The following is an 18,465-nucleotide window of genomic DNA, read 5'->3' on the forward strand; positions in this document are numbered from 1 at the left end:
CAGGCGACGACCGCCCTGCGCGCCCTGGCCGTGCGTGTTCTCGAACGTGCTCCTGTGCGGGGATGCGTCACTGCACTCACCTTCCAGGGCCTCACCGTCGAGGCCCGTCGTCGGTCAGGGTGGATTGCTCCGGTCCCGGGGAACCCCGGTCCAGTAATCGATTACAGCGATCGTTCAGAGCGATCCAACCACGATCACGACGACGTCACAAGGGCGTCCCGCTCAGGCCGGCGGCCGCAGCACCCCCGCCGCGGCCAGTCGTCCGAGCGCGCGGTCGTGCGGCAGCGCGTGCCGGGTCCCGCGGTGACCGACGACGGTCGTGGCGGTGAAGACCGACGCGAGCAGCGCCTCCTCGACGGCGTCCGTCGCGGCCGCGAACAGCGGGTCCAGCTCGTCGTCGGGGACGAGCGCCGCGTCCGGGTCCGCCGTCGTGAACGCGAGGCCGTAGTCGCCGCTGCCGTGCGCGAAGTCGGAGCCCACCCGGCCCATGGCGAACACCGCTCGGCGCGCGACCCGTTCCAGCCGTCGGGCGTCGAGCGGGGCGTCCGTCGCGACGACGATCATGCAGGAGTTGCCCTCCGCCGGGCCGGATCCCTTCAGCACCACGTCGATCTCTTCGGCACGGAGAGCTGCCGAAGAGATCGACTCCGTGCCGAGAAGATCCCGCGCGGGCAGGGGCACGCCCCGCACGGTGAGCGTGCCGGAGAAGTTGGACTGCACCAGCGCTCCTACGGTGCGCGACTCGCCGGCGACGTCGACCCGGCGCGACGACGTCCCGATCCCGCCCTTGTACCCGAGCGCGGAGGTCCCCGCCCCGGCACCCACGCAGCCCTGCGCCACCGGGCCGGACGTCGCGCCGTCGAGCGCGGCGAGCACGTGCGCCTCGGTGATCGGCCGGGAGCGGATGTCCGACAGGAAGCCGTCGTTCGTCTCCCCCACCACAGGGTTGAGGGTGCGCACGTCCTCGTAGCCGGGCCACCCGAGCACATGGGTGACCAGCGCGTCGGCGGCCCGGAACGCGGAGAGCGTCGCGGTGAGCAGGACCGGCGTCTCGATCGCCCCCAGCTGCTCGAGCTGCGTGGCGCCCACGAGCTTGCCGTAGCCGTTGCCCACGAAGAGCCCGCACGGCAGCGCTCGCCGCTGCCCGGGCCCGGCGCCGAGCACGTCGGGGACGACGGCGGTGACGCCGGTGTGCAGACGCTCGCCCTCGTGCAGCGTGGTGTGCCCGACGCGCACCCCCGCGACGTCCGTGATCGCGTTGGCGGGCCCCGTCGGCAGGTCGCCGACGAGGACGCCCAGGTCGCGCGGGCCCGGCCGGGCGACGTCCGCGCCCCGGGCGCTCATGCCCGCTCCCGCACCGGGACGAGGCGCTCCGGGTGCATCTCGCGCCACGACCGGGTGCCGTCGACCAGGTCCTGCACGTGCTCGCGGAACCGCGGGCAGGTGGCGATGTCGTGCGCCCGGCACGACAGGGCGTGCTCCGTCATGTGCCGGGAGCGGTCGATCTCCTCCTGGCGCCGGTCGAGCTCGGCGAGGTGCGCGGTGAGCACCTCGTGCCGGTCGCGCGCGCCGCGCCCCGTGGACCCGGCGTCCAGCAGCACCTGGATCTGCTCGAGGCTCATGCCCGCGACCTTGGAGCTGAGGATCGTCGCCACGCGCACGACGTCGTCGGGCCCGTACCGGCGCCGGCCGGCGCCGTCGCGGGCCGGGGCCAGCAGGCCGACGTCCTCCCAGTACCGCAGCACGTGCGTCTCCAGGCCGAAGCGCTCCGCCAGCTCACCCACGCTCCAGGTCCGTTCCGCCACCCCGCTTGACTTCATGTCGACATGAAGTCACAGCCTGGGGTCAGCACGCAACCCGACCCGAAGGAGACACCATGCGCGACGCCACCCGCCACCCCCTGCACGACCTGCACGACGCCGTGATCGTCGGCGCCGGCCCGGCCGGCCTCGCCGCCGCACTGATGCTCGGCCGCACCCACCGCGACGTCGTCGTCCTCGACTCCGGCACCTACCGCAACGACCCCACCGACGCGATGCACAACGTGCTCGGCTTCGACGGCGTCGAGCCCGCCGAGTTCCGCGCGGCCGCGCACCGCACGCTCGCGGCGTACGACACGGTCGAGCTGCGACGCACCAGCGCCCACGACGTCGCCCCGCTCGACCCCGCGGCGCCGGCCGACGGGTTCGTGGTGCGCACCGCCGAGGGCGACGTCGCCGGCCGGCGGCTGCTGCTGGCCACCGGCGTGCGCGACGAGCTGCCCGCCACGCCCGGGCTGGCGGAGCTGTTCGGCACGGTCGCGGCGCACTGCCCGTACTGCCACGGTCACGAGTTCTCCGGCACCCCCGTGGCGATCCTGGGCGCCGGCCCGCACGCGCCACGCGTTGCGGGGCTGCTGGAGCGGATCGCGAGCCGCGTCGTCGTGCTCGCCGACGGCGCGGACGTCGACCCGCAGGTCCGCGAGGCGCTCGACGCCCGCGGCGTCGCCGTCCGGCCCGAGCGGGTGCTCCGCCTCGAGCGCACCGCCCTGGCCGACGGGCACCCCGGGGCGCGAGCGGTGCTGGACGGCGGCGAGGAGCTGCTCGGCGGCGTCATGGTCGCGCCCGCGCTGCACCAGGCGGCCCCGTTCGCGGCCCGGCTCGGCCTGGAGCTGCGCGACTCCGGTTGCGTGGCCGTCGACGCCATGGCCCGCACGAGCATGCCCGGGGTGCTCGCCGCCGGCGACCTCGCCCACACCGCCGACTTCCCGATGCCGCTGGCCTCCGTGACCGCGGCGATGGCGGCAGGTCAGCTCGCCGCCGCGTCCATCGACTCCGACCTGCTGACGCTCTGACCACGGACCGGCGGATAGGCTCGCGCGCATGACCTCAGCGCAACCCCTGCCGCTCGGCCCTGCCCCGCGACCCGCCACGGGCGACGACCTCGCCGCCCGGCTGCGCGGCCTCGCGACCCGGGCGGCCGGAGCGGGCGTCACGGGCCTCGACCGGGCGCGCCTGACCGCGGCGCTGGACGGCGCCGACGTCGCGACCCTCGAGGCGGACCTCACCGGCGTGGCGTTCGGCGCGCAGCAGAAGGCGCCCGGCGTCACCTGGGTGCCTGGCGCGATCACCGCGCGCGAGGGCGGGACGGTGCGGCGCCTGCGCGTCGACGCGCACCCGCTCACCGCCGTCGACCTGCCCGTGGACGTCACCGCCGAGGCCGACGGGCTGCGGTTCACCTGGGTCGAGGGCGCCGACGGCCAGGTCGGGTTCCAGCCCGTCGAGCCCGACGACGCCCACCCGGTGACGGGCCACGCCCGCGTCGCGGTCTCCCGCGCCGGCCTGGTCGCGACGGTGCACGGCCTGCTCGCCGTCTCGCTGCAGTCCCAGGGCGTCACGCTGAGCGACCTGGACGTGCAGCTCGACTCGCACGGACCCCGCGCGGCCGGCCTGCGGATCGAGGCGAAGATCCGCAAGGGGTTCCTCTCCGCCGGCGTCTCCGCCACGGCGTCGGCGTCGGTCGACGCGGCGATGGTGCTGACCGTCGGCGACGTGCGCATCTCCAGCGGCAACCCGCTCGTCGCCGCGATGCTCGGCGCCGTCCGGGGCCGTGTCGAGGCGGCGGCGCACCGCCGTGTCGACCTGGCCGCCGCCCTGCCGCCCGGGGTCCGGCTCGCGGACGTGCGCCTCGACGTCGGCGAGGAGCTGGTACTCAGCGCCCGGCTGGGCTGACGCCCGCCGGAAGCGGCCCCGGGTCGCTGTTCGCGCGTCGAGGGTCCTGTGCCCGCCCGCGACGACGGCCTGGACGCGATCGTCGTCGCGCACCGGCAGCGCGGGCGGCCTGACCGGCGTTGTCGGTGGGCCGTGCGAGATTCGACGCATGCCCGACCGCCCCGACGTCCCGCCCGCGCTCGTCGAGCGGCTGCGCGGGCTGCTCGAGTTCCCGGAGTGCCTCGAGGAGGACGCGTGGACGGGGGTTCGGTGGCGGGTGCGTCACACCACCGTGGCGCACGTCTTCGGCGGCGAGGACCAGCTCTTCCGCGTGACGTTCCGCGCCGACCCGCAGGAGGTGCGGGCGTTCGAGCACCTCGGCCACCCGTACTTCCGCGCCGGCTGGGGCGGCAACGTGGTGGGCGTGGTCCTCGACGACGGCACCGACTGGGGCGAGATGGCCGAGCTGCTCACCGACTCCTACTGCATCCAGGCGCCGCAGCGGCTGGCCGCCGCCGTCGACCGGCCGGAGCCGCCGGACGGTGGTGCGGTGACCGCCGGCTGAACCCCGGTCGGACCCTGGGTCAGAGCGAGACGGACGTCCCGACCAGCACCAGCTCGGAGGTGTGCGACCCGGCCACACCGACGCCGGCGGGCCGCGGGCGGAACCCGGGCAGGCCCTCCAGCCCGCCGCCGGCGGCGACGACCCGCAGGTCGAGCGGCTGCCCGGCCGGCACGACGAGCGCCACCTCGAACCCGTCCTCGCCCGGGGCGTAGAAGCGGGTGTCGAGGGCGCCGCCCTCGACCGGGACCGGGCGCCCGGCGACCTTCGCGCTCTCCACGCCGGAGGCGTTCAGCTGCACGTACCGCAGGGCTCCCGCGGTGCCGATCGGCGCGCCCGCGCCCGGCGTCACGCGCAGGGTGAGGACGCGGGCGTCGCCCGCCGGCTCGGCGTCCAGCACGTCGACGACGGGGGCGGGCAGGTCGGCCGCCTCGGCGTCGCCGGCGTGCACCTCGCCCTCGAACATCGGGAAAGGCTCGGACAGGTCGGTCTCGGTGCCCACGAACTGCGCGGTCCAGTCGCTCGGGCTGTCCTCGTCGGAGACCCAGTGCGCCGAGCCGGTGTCGGCGTCGAGCGCGTACGCGAGGCGGGTGGGCTCGGGGTGCTCGGCGTCGAACGGGTCGACGACGAAGCCGACGACGAGCGCGACGACGCCCACCGCGGCGCACCCGCCCACCAGGCCGAGCGCGCGGCGCCGGCCGCGGGGCCACAGCACCGCGAGGACGGGGGTGAGCGCCAGCCCGAGCAGCGCGGCGACGACCGCGGGCGCGGCGCCCGTCGCGAGCCCGAGCGCCGGGAAGAACAGCAGGACGATCGGCACCAGGACGACGACGCCCACGGCCGCTCCCAGGGTCACGACCACCCGCCGGCCCACGACGCCGCGCGCCGCCCGCAGCGTGAGCAGCCAGGCGACGGCGCCCGCGAGCGCCGGCAGCGCGGCGAGGTAGGAGCCGCCGGGGGTGGCGGCGGCGAGGACGACACCGAGGACGGCGAGCCAGCCGAGCGCCCCGACCGCGAGCGCCGCCCCGCCGAGCGACCGGCGCAGCCCCAGGAACCATGCGGTCCACACGGTCGCGACGACGGCGAGCAGGGCGACGCGGAAGGCCCAGGGCCGCCACGGGTCGAGCATCTCGTCGTAGCCGGGCCGCACCAGGCCCATGACCCACCACAGCGCGATCGACCCGGCGACGGCGCCGACGATCGGCAGGAGGGCGGAGACGAAGCCGAGGGCGAGGGTACCGGCCGTGGTCCGTTCGCCGCGCACCTCGCGCCGGCGGGCGAGGGCCACGGCGAGGGCGCCGACCGCGAGCACGGCGGCGATCGCGAGCGGCCACACCAGCCAGCCCGGGTAGCGCGCCAGCACGCCGCCCGGCAGCGGGAAGTAGGTGGCGTCGTTCGCCGACGGGGTGGCGAGCGCCGCCGCGTCGCCGTTCCCGAGCTCGCGGGCCAGCGCCAGCATGTTGGCGCCGTGGTGCTGCAGGCTCGCCGTCGACATCCGCTCGGGCGTGTCCTGCGGCGCGTGGTAGGTGGCCGACCCGTCGATGTACGCCGAGTTGAGCCCGGTGAAGCGTCCCTCCGGGTCGTCGAGGAACGGCGAGAAGTCGGTGTCGTTCGGGAGGATCCGGTAGACCTCGACCGCCATCGAGCTGCCTACGGGGTACGGCACGTGGGCGTAGGCGTCGACGAGCGCCGCGTTGCCGTCCGAGGTCTCGAACATGATCGCCGGGCCGGACGAGCCGCGGGCCTCGACGTTGACCACGACACCGCCGTCGGCCGCGCGGGGGTCGGCGTGCGCGAACGCCTCCGCGCCGCACAGGCACGCCTCCTCCGCGTCGGTGAACACGAGCACGAGGTCGTTGCGCAGCGGCTCGCCCTCCCCGAGCGCGCGGGCGGTCTCGAGCAGCGTCGCGACGCCCGCGCCGTCGTCGTTCGCGCCGTAGGACACCTCGGCGGAGTCGTAGTGCGCGACGAGGAAGACCGGCCCGGTCGAGTCGGTCCCGGGGATCGTGGCGACGACGTTCTTGGTGGCCGCGACGCGGCTCTGGTCGCCGAGGCGCCCGGACATGCCGACGCCGTCGGTCACCTCCGGGTCGAGACCCAGCTCCTCGAGGTCCGCGACGATCGTGTCGCGGACGTCGGCCGCCGCCGCGGTGCCGTGGGGGTGCACCTCGCCGCCCACCGCCTCGACCGTCGCGAACGCACGCTCGGCGCTGAACTCGTCCGCGGCGGCGTCCGCGGGCCGCGGGGACGGCGGCAGCACCGACCAGACGGCGAGCGCCGCCAGGACGAGCAGGAACAGGGAGCACGCGAGCGACGTCGCCCGCGACCGGGTCTGGGTCACCCGGGCACGCTAGCGGCGCCCGCGCGCCGTGTCCCAATCGTGATACGCGCCGTCCCAGGTGGATCGGTCCGTGGACCGTCGCCGGGTCGACGGGCGGACCGACGATCGGATGGACGGGCGGAACGGTGGTTGGATCGTCCGGTGCGCGCGATGACGTTCGACCGGTTCGGCGGCCCCGTCACGGTCCGCGAGGTGCCTGACCCGACGCCGCCGCCCGGCGGCGTCGTCGTGCGCGTCCACGCGAGCGGCCTGTGCCTGAGCGACTGGCACGCCTGGGCGGGGCACGACCCCGACATCACCGCACTCCCCCACGTGCCCGGCCACGAGCTCGCCGGGGTCGTCGCCGCGGTGGGCGACGGGGTCGAGAGCTGGCGCGTGGGCGACCGCGTGACGTCGCCGTTCGTGTGCGGCTGCGGGCGCTGCGACTGGTGCCGCTCGGGCCAGGCCCAGGTCTGCCCGGACCAGACGCAGCCGGGGTTCACGCACGCCGGGTCGTTCGCGGAGCTGGTGGTGCTGCACGCCGCCGACACCAACCTCGTCGCCCTGCCCGACGCCGTCGACGACGCCACCGCCGCGAGCCTCGGGTGCCGCTTCGCCACCGCCTACCGCGCCGTCGCCGACCGGGCCCGCGTGCGCCCGGACGAGCGGGTGGTGGTGGTCGGTGCGGGCGGCGTGGGCCTCAGCGCCGTCATGGTCGCCGCGGCGCTCGGCGCGCAGGTCGTGGCCGTCGACCGGCACGACGGCGCGCTCGAGGCCGCGCGCCGGGCCGGGGCCGCGCACACGGTCCGCGCCGACGAGGGCGTCGACGTCGCCGGCGCGGTGCAGGACCTCACCGGCGGCTGCCACGTGAGCGTCGACGCCGTCGGCAGCGAGCGCACCTGCGCCGACGCGATCGGCAGCCTGCGCCGAAGCGGGCGGCACGTGCAGGTCGGCCTGCTGCCGCCGGTCGACGGCCACCCGCGCGTGCCGATGTCCCGCGTGATCGGCTGGGAGCTGGACGTGCTCGGCAGCCACGGGATGGCCGCCGCCGACTACCCGGAGATGCTCGCGCGCGTCGCCGACGGCACGGTGCGGCCGGGCGACCTCGTCAACCGCGTCGTCGGCCTGGACGAGGGCGCCCGGCTCCTCCCCGACCTGCCCGGCACCCCGCGCTCCGGGATGGTCGTCGTCGACCCGCGGCGCTGACACACGGCAGGGCCGCGGGCCCGACGTCGCGGAGATCACCCCGCCGGCGGCCCGCCGGTCGTGGCCCGGCGGCCCGGCCGGGACTATGCTGGCGGACGGCCTGAGCAGCAGCGGCGACCGCCGCAGGACGACGAGGGAGGTGCGCGCCACATGACCCGTAGCGAGCCTCCCAGTAGTCCGAGCCGCGACTGACGGCTCCCCGCCCGGCCGTGCCGGGCGGCCGTGGCGCACGTGCCCTGATCCGGCGCCACCGTTCCTCCGAGTGCCCCGAGATCCCCGGGCGCCCCCAGCCGCAGTCGCGGGACCGACGACCGCCCTCGTCCCTGCACGCCTGCATGCCTCGGAGTCCGCCATGTCCGTCACCTCCCCCCGCACCACCGGCTCCCGCACGGTCCGCACCCGTCCCCTGCTCGGTGCGCTGCGCCCGCGCCGCGCCACCCCGGCCTCCGGCGCGGGCGGCCACCTCGGCAGCACCCGCCCCGACGCGGGCCCGGCGCGCCGCGACGTGCCCGGCCGCTCCTCGATCGTCGAGTCCGCCCTGTACGACGCGGACGGTCGCCGGGTCGCGAGCTTCACGCGCCTCGCGGACACCTTCCGCGAGCTGCGCGCGCACCCGGGCGGCATGGCGTGGATCGGGCTGGAGCGGCCCGACGAGACCGAGCTCGCCCAGCTGGCGCGGGAGTTCGACCTGCACCCGCTGGCCGTCGAGGACGCGATCGTCGCGCACCAGCGGCCCAAGATCGAGCGCTACGGCGACACGCTGTTCGTCGTCCTGCACGCCGCCCGCTACGTCGACCACGCGGAGGAGGTGGAGTTCTCCGAGCTGCACGTGTTCGTGGGCCCGGACTTCGTCGTCACGGTGCGGCACGGCTCGTGCCCCGACCTGTCGGCCGTGCGCACCCACCTCGAGGCGCACCCGGCCATGCTGGCCCGGGGACCCGAGTCGGTGCTGTACGCGATCGTGGACCGCGTCGTCGACGACTACGCCCCCGTCGTGGCCGGCCTCGACGGCGACATCGACGAGATCGAGTCCGAGGTGTTCGGCGGCGACGCGGCGGTCTCGCGGCGCATCTACGAGCTCTCCCGCGAGGTCGTCGAGTTCCAGCGGGCGGTGCGGCCCCTGCAGCGCGTGTGCGGCTCGCTCGCCAAGGGCGCGGAGAAGTACGGCGTCACCGAGGAGATGCAGGCCTACCTGCGCGACGTCGCCGACCACCTCACCGAGGTCGCCGACCGCGTCGAGTCGTTCCGCGCCGCCCTGCGCGACATCCTCACCGTGAACGCCACGCTCGTGGCCCAGCGGCAGAACGAGGAGATGACGCACCTCACCGAGGTGTCCATCCGCCAGGGCGAGGAGGTCAAGAAGATCTCCGGCTGGGCGGCCATCCTCTTCGCGCCGACCCTCGTCGGCACGGTGTACGGGATGAACTTCGACGACATGCCCGAGCTGCACTGGGCCTGGGGCTACCCCGCCGCGCTGGTGGCCATGCTCAGCGTGAGCGTGGCGCTCTTCGCCGTCTTCCGGTGGAAGCGCTGGATCTGAGCGGGTCGGGCGGCGCCGCGTGGTCACGCGCGCCGTCGCCGGGCGCGGTCGCTAGGGTCGCGGGGTGACCTCGACCGCGACGACCGCGCCCGGCAGCCCGACCACGGACCCCGGCGGCCTCCACCCCGCCACCCGCACGCTCCTGGCGCTCGGTGCGGCCGTCGTCGTCCTCGCGGGGGTGCACTGGGCCTCGGACGTCCTGGCGCCCGTGTTCCTCGCCGCGGTGATCGTCATCATCTGCCACCCCGTGCGCCGCCCGCTGGAGGCCCGGGGCTGGCCGCGCTGGGCGGCCACCACGGCCGTGATCGTCGTCGCGTACCTCATCCTCGCGGCGCTGCTCGCGATGCTCGTCTTCGCCGGCTTCCAGTTCGCCGACCTGGTGACCGAGTACTTCCGCGACCTGGAGCAGTCGGTGACCCAGGTCGCCGCGCAGCTGTCCGAGCTGGGCCTGGACACCCAGGTCGCGGACGCCGCGACGTCGTTCCTGGAGCCCTCCCGCCTGCTCTCCCTCGCGGGCAGCGTGAGCGGCATGGTCCTGTCCGTGGCGACGGCCTTCTTCTTCGTGCTCGCCTACGCGATCTTCATGGCCGCGGACGCCGCGCGGTACGCCACCGCGTCCCGCGTCTTCGGCGCCACGCACGCGGAGCAGATCGGTCGCGCGACGCGGTTCAGCACGGGGGTGCGCCGCTACTTCGTGGTCAACGCGACGTTCGGCGCGATCGTCGCGATCGTCGACGGCTTCGCGCTCGCGCTGCTCGGCGTCCCCGCCCCCGTGGTGTGGGCGATCCTCGCGTTCGTCACCAACTTCATCCCGAACATCGGGTTCGTGCTGGGCCTGGTCCCGCCGCTCGTCATGGCCTTCGTCGTCGGGGGCTGGCCCCTGGCCCTGGCCGTCGCGGCGGTCTACTGCGTCGTGAACGTGGTGCTCCAGGTGCTGGTGCAGCCCAAGTTCGTCTCGGACGCCGTGAGCCTGAGCCTCACGCTGAGCTTCATGTCGGTCGTCTTCTGGACGTTCGTCATCGGCCCGCTCGGCGCCATCCTCGCGATCCCGCTGACCCTGCTGGTGCGGGCGCTCGTCCTCGAGGGCGACCCCCGCACCGTGTGGCTCCGGTGGCTCTCCGGCGACGACGTCACGCCCGACGTGGTCGTCCCCGACGACGCACGGCCCGCGGCACCGGCCGAGGCCGTCGCGACCGCGCCGGACCCCGTGCCCTCGCACCCCGCCGTCGACCGCGTCCGCGACGCGCTGGACGCCGCCGGTGCGGACGGCGAGATCCGCTGGCTCGACGACCACGCCACCACCGCCGCCCGTGCCGCCGAGGCGCTCGGCGTCCCCGTCGGGGCGATCGCGAACTCGCTGGTCTTCACGCTCGACGACGAGCCGGTGCTCGTCCTGACGAGCGGCGCCCACCGCGTCGACACCGGCTTCCTGGGCTCCCGCCTCGGCGGGCGGCTCGCGCGGGCGAGCAAGGAGACCGTGCGCGACGCCACCGGCCAGGTGATCGGCGGCGTCGCGCCCGTGGGCCACCCCGCCCCCGTGCGCACGCTGGTCGACGTAGACCTGCGGGGGCACGACGTCGTGTGGGCGGCGGCGGGGCACGCCAAGACCGTGTTCCCCACGTCCTACGACGAGCTGGTGCGGATCACGGGCGGCACGCCGACGCCGGTCGTGCCGCCCGCGGAGTGACCCCCGGCGACCTCGGGAGCGGGCCCGCTCAGTAGCCCAGCGCGTCGAGCGCGGCGTCCGCCATCGCGCTCTCGCCGCGCGCGTTCGGGTGCACGGGCACCACGTTCGTGCCGAACAGCAGCGGCTCCACCCAGCGCTCGCCGGCCGGGGCGCACGCGTCGCGGCCCTCGCTGCGCTCCGCGAGGTCGACGAACGTCGCCCCCGCCTCCTCGGCCGCCCGCTCGATGACGCCGTTGAGCGTGGCCTGCAGGTCGCGCAGGTAAGGCACGTCGCCGGCCGCGACGGGGAGCTTGGCGAAGCACCCCTTCTCCGCGGGCAGGATCCAGGGGTAGCCGAGGATCGCGACCTCGGCGTGCGGGGCGCGGGCCTTGATGTCCGCGAGCGCCTGCCGGACGGCCGGGTAGGTGGACTCCTCGACCTGGCTGGTGAACCGGTCGCCGTAGGTGCGCTCGCACGGGTTGCCGCGCCCGGCGGTGAGGGCGCCGGCCGAGCCGCAGGCCAGCAGCGCCCCGATGAACGTGCTGTTGTCGTTGCCGCCGATGGTGAGGGTGACCAGGTCGGCGTCCTCGGTGACCGCCTTGAGCTGCGGAGCGACGCCCGGGTACTGGGCCTTCGTGAGGTGCTTGGTCTGCGCCGCGCCGCAGGTGACGTCCACGAGGTCCGCGCCGATCCGGTCGGCGACGAAGTGCGGGTAGTTCAGGGTCGTGCGCAGGCAGGCGAGCGGGGCGTCGGGGTCGGGCGGCAGGATGCCCGACCCTGCGGAGTAGGAGTCCCCGAGGGCGACGTACCGGAGCGGGTCGGGCGCTGCACCGGCGGGAGCGGCGCCGGCGACGATGCCGGCGGCGGCGACCGCGACGGCGGAGGCCGCGGCGAGGGCGGTACGGCGAGTGCGACGTGCGAGGTGCATGACAACTCCCTTGTTGTGTCCGCAGGCGCTCGACGGTGAACGCCGAGACCGAGTATCACGACGTGCGACGGCGTCTACTAGCCGCCACGCCGCGGACTCTTGCCCCCGGCACCCGCCCTGCCGGCCGGGCCCGCGCGGCGAGCGAGGAGCTCGGACACCCGGCGCCTCAGCGGGTGAACAGCACCCGCCCGTCGGGGTCGCCCTCCCGGCGCGGTCGCAGCGCCGACGGGGCGGGCCACGGCAGCTCGAAGCGCTCGACGGCGACGTCGATCGCGCCGAAGTCGTCGGTCTGCACGACCACGTGGTCGGGCGTGACCTCGACCAGCCGCACCCGCAGCGGCTCGTCGTCGTCGCGCTCGAGCATCCAGACGTCGGCCATCCACGACAGCCCCGTCGTCTCGAGCGACTCCTCGGCGTCGATCCAGTCGAGCGGCCCGCTCACGTCGCGCCCGAGCAACGACACGGCGACCCACCCGTCGCCCTCGGGGCGCAGCCAGCCCAGCACCTCGCGGTCGTCGGGACGGCGGTGCTCGATCCAGTCGGCGGGCAGGGAGGTCTCGGGCGCAGGCATGCCGGCACCGTAGGCGACGCCCGCGGCCCGGGGCGAGCGGAATCCCCACCACCTCGACGACGACGTACTACCTCGCGCGACCCGGTACTACCTCGCGCGACCCGGTGCTACCTCGCGGGAGGGGTGCCGGCCTGGGCGCGGCCGTCGGCGTGGCCCCGGGCGTAGGCCTCGGCGCTGCCCTCGCGGAACAGGTCGTCGGCGCTGGGGCGCACCAGCGTGCGGGCGCCGGGGCCGTCCGCCTCGGGGCCCACCCCCGCGCGGACGTGCCGCGCGAGGCCGCGCACCACCGCGACGGGGCGGCCGTCCGCCTTGCCGCGCACCAGCTCCGAGGCGGCGGCGAGCTCGTCGGCCACGGCGGTCACCGTGACCGACAGCGGGCGTCCGTGCCCGTCGAGGCCGCCGCGCAGGTCGTCGACGACGTCCACGCCCGCCGCGCCGATCGCGATGTCCGTGAGCCCGTCCCGCCAGGTCCGCCCGGCGGTGTCGGTGACGACGACGCCGAGCCGGTCCAGGCCGAACCGCGCGCGCAGGGCGGCCCGCAGCGCGCGCGCCGAGGCGTCCGGGTCCTCCGGCAGCAGGAGGACCGTGCCGTCGGGGGTGTTGGAGGCGTCGACGCCGGCCGCGGCCATCACCAGGCCCAGCCGGTTCTCGACGATGCGCAGTGGCGGCTGACCGTCCGGCCGCGCCCGGGTCGCGACCACGCGCACGGTCTCGTCGGTGATCGCCTGCTCCCGGTCGGCGGCGCGCACCACGCGGCCCTCGGCCTTCGAGACGATCTTGGAGGTGACGACGACGACGTCGCCCTCGGCGAGCGGGTCGCCGGACGCCGCGCCGTCCGCGGCGAGGGCGTCGCCCACCAGCCGCGCCAGGTCGTCGCCCGGCCGCACCTCCGGGAAGCCGGCGGGCGCCCAGAGGGTGATCCGAGCGCTCACCGCACCAGCTTCGGGAGCACCTCGCGGCCGAAGACCTCGATCCACTCCTTCTGGTTGCGCCCCACGTTGTGCAGGTAGATACGGTCGAAGCCGAGGTCGACGTACTTCTGGATCGCCGCGCGATGCTCGTCCGGGTCGGCGCTGATGACCATGCGCCCCTCGAAGTCCTCCGGGCGCACCAGCTTGGCCATCTGCGCGAAGTCGTGCGGCGAGCGGATGTCGGCCTTGGGGAACTTCATGCCGCCGTTGGGCCACTCGGTCATCGCGTTCGCGAGCGCCTCCTCGTCGGTCTCCGCCCACGACATGTGCACCTGCAGCACCTTGGGCATCCCCTGCGGGTCGCGACCGGACTCGCGCACGCCGTCGTCGAACTTGCCGAAGAGCATCTCGATCTTCTCCAGCGGCGCCCCGACGGTGATGAGGCCGTCGGCGTGCTTGCCGGCGCGCTTCGCGGTGATGGGGCCGGCCGTCGCGACGAGGATCTCGGGCGGTACCTCGGGCATGGTCCACAGTCGCGTGGACTCCATCTTGTAGTACTGCCCGGAGTGCTTGACGTCCTTGCCGTCGATGCCCGAGGCGAACAGCTTCTTGATGATGTCGATGGCCTCGAACATGCGGTTGATCCGCTCCGGCGCCTCGGGCCAGTAGCCGGCGACGACGTGCTCGTTGAGCGCCTCGCCGGACCCGAGGCCCAGCCAGTGCCGGCCGGGGTACATCGCGGCGAGAGTGGCCGAGGCCTGCGCGACCATCGCCGGGTGCCAGCGGAACGTCGGCGCGGTGACGCCAGGGCCGAGGTCGCCGCGGGTGCGCTCGCCGAGCGCCGTCAGCACGTTCCACACGAAGGCCGCCTCGCCCTGCTGCGGCACCCACGGCTGGAAGTGGTCGGCCGCCATGACGCCGGAGAAGCCGTGCTCCTCGGCGTAGGCCGAGTACTCGACGACGTCGGTGGGGTGGAACTGCTCGAGCATCGCGGCATAGCCGATGGTCAGGTCGGGGTTCGCAGCCATGGCTCGACCCTATCCCCGGCCGACGCCCAGGTATGTGGTACCGGACCCGACCGCACAGCCCGACCGCACAGCCCGACCGCTCGGCCCGGCCCGCTCAGCCCAGACGCTTGGCGAAGAAGTGCTCGGCGTACGGGTTGTCGTTGTACCGGGCGATGCGCCGGTAGCCGGCGCGCTCGTACATCGCGACCGCCTCGGTGAGCGTCCCGTTCGTGTCGAGGCGCACCTCCCGGTGGCCGAGGTCGCGGCTCACCCCCTCGAGGTGGCGCAGCAGCCGCGAGCCGAGCCCGGCGCCCCGCCATCCGGGGTGCACCCACATCCGCTTGATCTCGCCGACGCCCCCGACCACGCGCCCGACCGCGCAGCCGTCCGCACCGTTCGCCAGCGTCCGCACCCCGCCGCACGCGACGGGCTCGCCGTCGCTCGTCGCGACGACGAACGCGCCCGACGGCGGCGCGAGCCGCGCGTCCTCCGGGTCGGGCTCGCCGGCAGCGGGTCGGGGGCCGGGGTCGAACCCGCCGGGGAACCGCTCGTCGAGCTCCGTCACGTAGGCCGCGACCGCGCGCCGGGCGATCTCCGACGCCGGGTCCACGCGCTCGAGCGTGACGGTCGCGGCCCGCACCAGCAGGTCGGCCTCCGCCAGGGCCGCGGCGAGGCGGGCGCGCTGCCGGACGGTGAGCGGCGCGACGAGGTCGCGGGCCCGGTCCACGGACCTCCGCTCCAGGTCGTCCCACGCGCGGCGGCCCGCGGCGGTGAGGTCGACGCGTCGCCGTCGCCGGTCGTCGGGGTCCGGCACGACGGCGACGAGCCCGTCGGACTCCAGCCGGCGCAGCAGCCGGCTGAGGTATCCCGAGTCCAGGCCGAGCCGGGCGCGCAGGTCCCGGGTGGTGCCCGGCTCGGTACCGATCTCGAACAGGAGACGGGCGGTGCCCAGCGGCATCCCGGTGCCGAGGAACGAGTCCTCGAGCGCCCCCACGCGCTGCGTGTAGCTGCGGTTGAACCGCCGCACGACGTCGACGTGCCGTTCGACCTGTCGGTCGGCCTGCGCCGCCGTCTCCGCCGCCGTCCCGTCCTTCGTGCCCGTCATACCTCTGACTCTAGTCAGAGGAACTGGACGGCGCTCCGGCACCGTCCGCCGATCGAGACGGGCATGCCCGGCAGGTCCGCCGGATCTGGGAGAATGAGCGACCATGAGCGACTTCCCGACCCCCGAGGCGCCGACCGCGCCCGCGCAGACCCCCGCAGCGACCCCGTCCGCCGGCAACCCTGTTGCTCAGGTAGCCGGCGACGTCGTGCGCGCGGTGGTCCGGGAGGTACCGGACAAGGTCAGCCTGGAGGGTCTGGAGCAGCGCTTCGACGAGCGCTGGTCGGCCGAGGGCACCTACGCGTTCGACCGCAGCGCCACGCGCGAGCAGGTGTACTCGATCGACACCCCGCCCCCCACGGTCTCGGGCTCCCTGCACGTGGGCCACGTGTTCAGCTACACCCACACGGACACCGTCGCGCGCTTCCAGCGCATGCGCGGCAAGAAGGTCTTCTACCCGATGGGCTGGGACGACAACGGCCTGCCCACCGAGCGCCGCGTGCAGAACTACTACGGCGTGCGCTGCGACCCGTCGCTGCCGTACGTCGAGGGCTTCGAGCCCCCGCACGAGGGCACCGACGGCAAGAACGTCAAGCCCGCCGACCAGGTGCCGGTCAGCCGCCGCAACTTCATCGAGCTGTGCGAGCGGCTCACCGCCGACGACGAGCGCCAGTTCGAGGAGCTGTGGCGCCGCCTCGGCCTGTCCGTGGACTGGGCGCAGAACTACCAGACCATCGACGCCACGTCCCGCGCCGCGTCGCAGCGCGCGTTCCTGCGCAACCTCGCTCGCGGCGAGGCGTACCAGGCGGAGGCGCCGGGCCTGTGGGACGTGACCTTCCAGACCGCCGTCGCGCAGGCCGAGCTCGAGGCGCGCGAGTACCCCGGGTTCTACCACCGGGTCGCGTTCCACCGGCCCGACGGCGGGGAGCCGGTCTACATCGAGACCACCCGCCCGGAGCTCATCCCGGCCGTCGTGGCGCTCATCGCCCACCCGGACGACGAGCGGTACCAGGGCCTGTTCGGCACCACGGTCACCTCGCCGCTGTTCGGCGTCGAGGTGCCGGTGCTCGCGCACCCGGCCGCCACCATGGACAAGGGCGCGGGCATCGCCATGTGCTGCACCTTCGGCGACCTCACCGACGTGCAGTGGTGGCGCGAGCTGCGGCTCGCCACCCGCTCGGTCATCCAGCGCGACGGCCGCCTCTCCCGCGAGACGCCGGAGTGGATCGCGGGCGGACCGGGAGAGGCCCTGTACACCGAGGAGCTCGCGGGCAGGACGACGTTCAGCGCCCGCAAGGCGGTCGTCGACGCCCTGCGCGCCTCCGGCGACCTGGACGGCGAGCCCACCGCCACCCAGCGCATGACGAACTTCTACGAGAAGGGTGACAAGCCCCTCGAGATCGTCACGTCCCGCCAGTGGTACATCCGCAACGGCGGGCGCGACTGGGACGCCCGCGACCTCAAGGCCGAGCTGCTCGCCCGCGGCAAGGAGCTCGACTTCCACCCCGACTTCATGCGCGTGCGCTACGAGAACTGGGTCAACGGCCTCAACGGCGACTGGCTCATCTCGCGCCAGCGCTTCTTCGGCGTGGCGGTGCCGCTGTGGTACCCGGTCACCGAGGCGGGCGACGTCGACCACGACCACCCGATCGTCCCGTCCGAGGCGGAGCTGCCCGTCGACCCGACGTCGCAGGCCCCGGCCGGCTACGACGAGTCGCAGCGCGGCGCGCCCGGCGGCTTCGTCGGCGACGCCGACGTCATGGACACCTGGGCGACGTCGTCCCTGTCGCCGCTCATCGTGTCCGGCTGGGAGCGCGACGAAGACCTGTTCTCCCGCGTGTACCCGATGGACCTGCGCCCGCAGGGGCAGGACATCATCCGCACCTGGCTGTTCTCCTCGGTGGTGCGCTCGCACCTCGAGTGCGGGGTGCTGCCGTGGAAGCACGCCGCCATCAGCGGCTGGATCCTCGACCCGGACCGCAAGAAGATGTCCAAGTCCAAGGGCAACGTCGTCACGCCGATGGCGCTCCTGGAGGAGCACGGCGCGGACGCGGTCCGCTACTGGGCCGCCGCGGCCCGCCTGGGCACGGACGCCGCGTTCGAGGTCGGCCAGATGAAGATCGGCCGCCGCCTCGCGATCAAGGTGCTCAACGCCTCGAAGTTCGCGCTGACGTTCGGCGTCGACCCCGAGACGGGGGCCGGCGAGATCGTGCTGGACCCGGCCCGCGTCACCGTCGCCCTGGACCGCGCGATGCTCGCCGGGCTGGCGGACGTCGTCGAGCAGGCCACGGCCGCGTTCGAGGCCTACGACCACACCCGCGCGCTCGAGGTCACGGAGACGTTCTTCTGGACCTTCTGCGACGACTACCTCGAGCTGGTCAAGGACCGCGCCTACGGCGCGGGGGCCGCGGCCACCGAGGTGACGGCCGAGACGGTGTCGGCGCGCACGGCCCTCGCCCTCGCCGTGGACTCGCTGCTGCGCCTGCTGGCACCGTTCCTGCCGTTCGCGACCGAGGAGGTCTGGTCGTGGTGGCGCGCCGGGTCGGTGCACCACGCCGCCTGGCCCGTGGCCGCCCCGCTGCGCGACGCGGCCGGCGACGCCGACCCCGTGCAGCTCACCGCCGCCGGGCACGCGCTCGCGGCGCTGCGCAAGATCAAGTCCGAGGCCAAGGTCTCCATGCGCACGCCGATCCTCAGCGCCTCCATGGCTGTCCCGGCCGCGCTGCTCGACGGCGTCCGGTCGGCCCTCGACGACGTGCGCGGCGCCGGACGCGCCACCGGCACCCTCGACGTCGTCGAGGCGGCCGAGGGTCAGGGCAACCCGGACGTGCAGGGCGGCATCGTCGTCACGGCGTCCGAGCTGGGCGAGCCCCCGGCCCGCAAGCCGAAGGCCTGACGCCGAGATAGAGAACCCGGACCCGCGAGATAGAGAGGCCGGGACGGCACCGCAACGGGTTGCGGTC

At 75.0% G+C, this 18,465-nt stretch carries 15 protein-coding genes and 1 pseudogene; 8 read left to right on the plus strand and 8 right to left on the minus strand.

What is annotated here, in order from left to right; genetic code table 11:
• Window positions 1-222: 222 nt before the first annotated feature.
• Window positions 223-1,344 carry a P1 family peptidase gene (locus ACFUVW_RS10930; protein WP_430571354.1) on the minus strand — a complete coding sequence of 374 codons (1,122 nt, stop codon included), beginning with the start codon at window positions 1,342-1,344 and terminating at the stop codon, window positions 223-225.
• A complete protein-coding gene (locus ACFUVW_RS10935; RefSeq protein ID WP_430571355.1) occupies window positions 1,341-1,820 on the minus strand; it encodes a MerR family transcriptional regulator in 480 nt (159 codons plus the stop codon). Before ACFUVW_RS10935 ends, ACFUVW_RS10930 begins: the two co-directional genes overlap by 4 nt.
• 56 nt (window positions 1,821-1,876) lie before the next feature.
• On the opposite strand from ACFUVW_RS10935, the gene ACFUVW_RS10940 reads away from it, so the two are divergent.
• The 3 genes from ACFUVW_RS10940 to ACFUVW_RS10950 all read left to right on the plus strand — a co-directional run bounded on the left by ACFUVW_RS10940 (window position 1,877) and on the right by ACFUVW_RS10950 (window position 4,254).
• Window positions 1,877-2,833: an NAD(P)/FAD-dependent oxidoreductase gene (locus tag ACFUVW_RS10940; RefSeq protein WP_430571356.1), complete on the plus strand. Its 957-nt coding sequence runs from the start codon at window positions 1,877-1,879 to the stop codon at window positions 2,831-2,833.
• 28 nt (window positions 2,834-2,861) lie between these two features.
• A complete protein-coding gene (locus ACFUVW_RS10945; RefSeq protein WP_430571357.1) occupies window positions 2,862-3,710 on the plus strand; it encodes a hypothetical protein in 849 nt (282 codons plus the stop codon).
• Window positions 3,711-3,858: 148 nt separating this feature from the next.
• Window positions 3,859-4,254 carry an MmcQ/YjbR family DNA-binding protein gene (locus ACFUVW_RS10950; protein ID WP_430571358.1) on the plus strand — a complete coding sequence of 132 codons (396 nt, stop codon included), beginning with the start codon at window positions 3,859-3,861 and terminating at the stop codon, window positions 4,252-4,254.
• A gap of 19 nt (window positions 4,255-4,273) precedes the next feature.
• Here the strand turns inward: ACFUVW_RS10950 and ACFUVW_RS10955 are convergent, their stop codons facing one another.
• Window positions 4,274-6,592 (minus strand): M28 family peptidase, encoded by a 2,319-nt coding sequence (locus ACFUVW_RS10955; protein ID WP_430571359.1) that lies wholly within the window; start codon window positions 6,590-6,592, stop codon window positions 4,274-4,276.
• Between the two features lie 141 nt (window positions 6,593-6,733).
• On the opposite strand from ACFUVW_RS10955, the gene ACFUVW_RS10960 reads away from it, so the two are divergent.
• The 4 genes and pseudogenes from ACFUVW_RS10960 (at window position 6,734) to ACFUVW_RS10975 (ending at window position 11,004) form a co-directional block, all read left to right on the plus strand.
• Window positions 6,734-7,777, plus strand: a complete 1,044-nt coding sequence (locus ACFUVW_RS10960; RefSeq protein WP_430571360.1) for an alcohol dehydrogenase catalytic domain-containing protein — start codon at window positions 6,734-6,736, stop codon at window positions 7,775-7,777.
• A 352-nt stretch (window positions 7,778-8,129) separates the two neighbouring features.
• Window positions 8,130-9,317 carry a magnesium/cobalt transporter CorA gene (gene corA / locus ACFUVW_RS10965; RefSeq protein ID WP_430571361.1) on the plus strand — a complete coding sequence of 396 codons (1,188 nt, stop codon included), beginning with the start codon at window positions 8,130-8,132 and terminating at the stop codon, window positions 9,315-9,317.
• A gap of 208 nt (window positions 9,318-9,525) precedes the next feature.
• Window positions 9,526-10,335, plus strand: a pseudogene (locus ACFUVW_RS10970) (AI-2E family transporter); the annotation flags it as partial.
• Between the two features lie 189 nt (window positions 10,336-10,524).
• Entirely contained in the window at window positions 10,525-11,004 is a 480-nt protein-coding gene (locus ACFUVW_RS10975) for a YbaK/EbsC family protein (RefSeq protein WP_430571367.1), read from the plus strand.
• 28 nt (window positions 11,005-11,032) lie between these two features.
• Here the strand turns inward: ACFUVW_RS10975 and ACFUVW_RS10980 are convergent, their stop codons facing one another.
• The 5 genes from ACFUVW_RS10980 to ACFUVW_RS11000 form a co-directional block, all read right to left on the minus strand.
• Window positions 11,033-11,911, minus strand: a complete 879-nt coding sequence (locus tag ACFUVW_RS10980) for an SGNH/GDSL hydrolase family protein (RefSeq protein WP_430571362.1) — start codon at window positions 11,909-11,911, stop codon at window positions 11,033-11,035.
• A 166-nt stretch (window positions 11,912-12,077) separates the two neighbouring features.
• The gene (locus tag ACFUVW_RS10985) at window positions 12,078-12,482 is read right to left on the minus strand and encodes a hypothetical protein (protein ID WP_430571363.1); all 405 of its coding nucleotides are present in this window, start codon (window positions 12,480-12,482) and stop codon (window positions 12,078-12,080) included.
• A gap of 107 nt (window positions 12,483-12,589) precedes the next feature.
• The gene (cofE, locus tag ACFUVW_RS10990; protein ID WP_430571364.1) at window positions 12,590-13,414 is read right to left on the minus strand and encodes a coenzyme F420-0:L-glutamate ligase; all 825 of its coding nucleotides are present in this window, start codon (window positions 13,412-13,414) and stop codon (window positions 12,590-12,592) included.
• Window positions 13,411-14,421 carry a TIGR03557 family F420-dependent LLM class oxidoreductase gene (locus ACFUVW_RS10995; RefSeq protein ID WP_430561259.1) on the minus strand — a complete coding sequence of 337 codons (1,011 nt, stop codon included), beginning with the start codon at window positions 14,419-14,421 and terminating at the stop codon, window positions 13,411-13,413. The genes cofE and ACFUVW_RS10995 overlap by 4 nt, the downstream gene beginning before the upstream one ends.
• Window positions 14,422-14,515: 94 nt before the next feature.
• Window positions 14,516-15,505: a GNAT family N-acetyltransferase gene (locus tag ACFUVW_RS11000; protein WP_430571365.1), complete on the minus strand. Its 990-nt coding sequence runs from the start codon at window positions 15,503-15,505 to the stop codon at window positions 14,516-14,518.
• A 103-nt stretch (window positions 15,506-15,608) separates the two neighbouring features.
• On the opposite strand from ACFUVW_RS11000, the gene valS reads away from it, so the two are divergent.
• Window positions 15,609-18,398, plus strand: a complete 2,790-nt coding sequence (gene valS, locus ACFUVW_RS11005) for a valine--tRNA ligase (protein WP_430571366.1) — start codon at window positions 15,609-15,611, stop codon at window positions 18,396-18,398.
• Window positions 18,399-18,465: the final 67 nt, after the last annotated feature.

It is taken from the genome of Isoptericola sp. NPDC057391, from assembly GCF_042668085.1.
Classification (GTDB): Bacteria; Actinomycetota; Actinomycetes; order Actinomycetales; family Cellulomonadaceae; genus Isoptericola.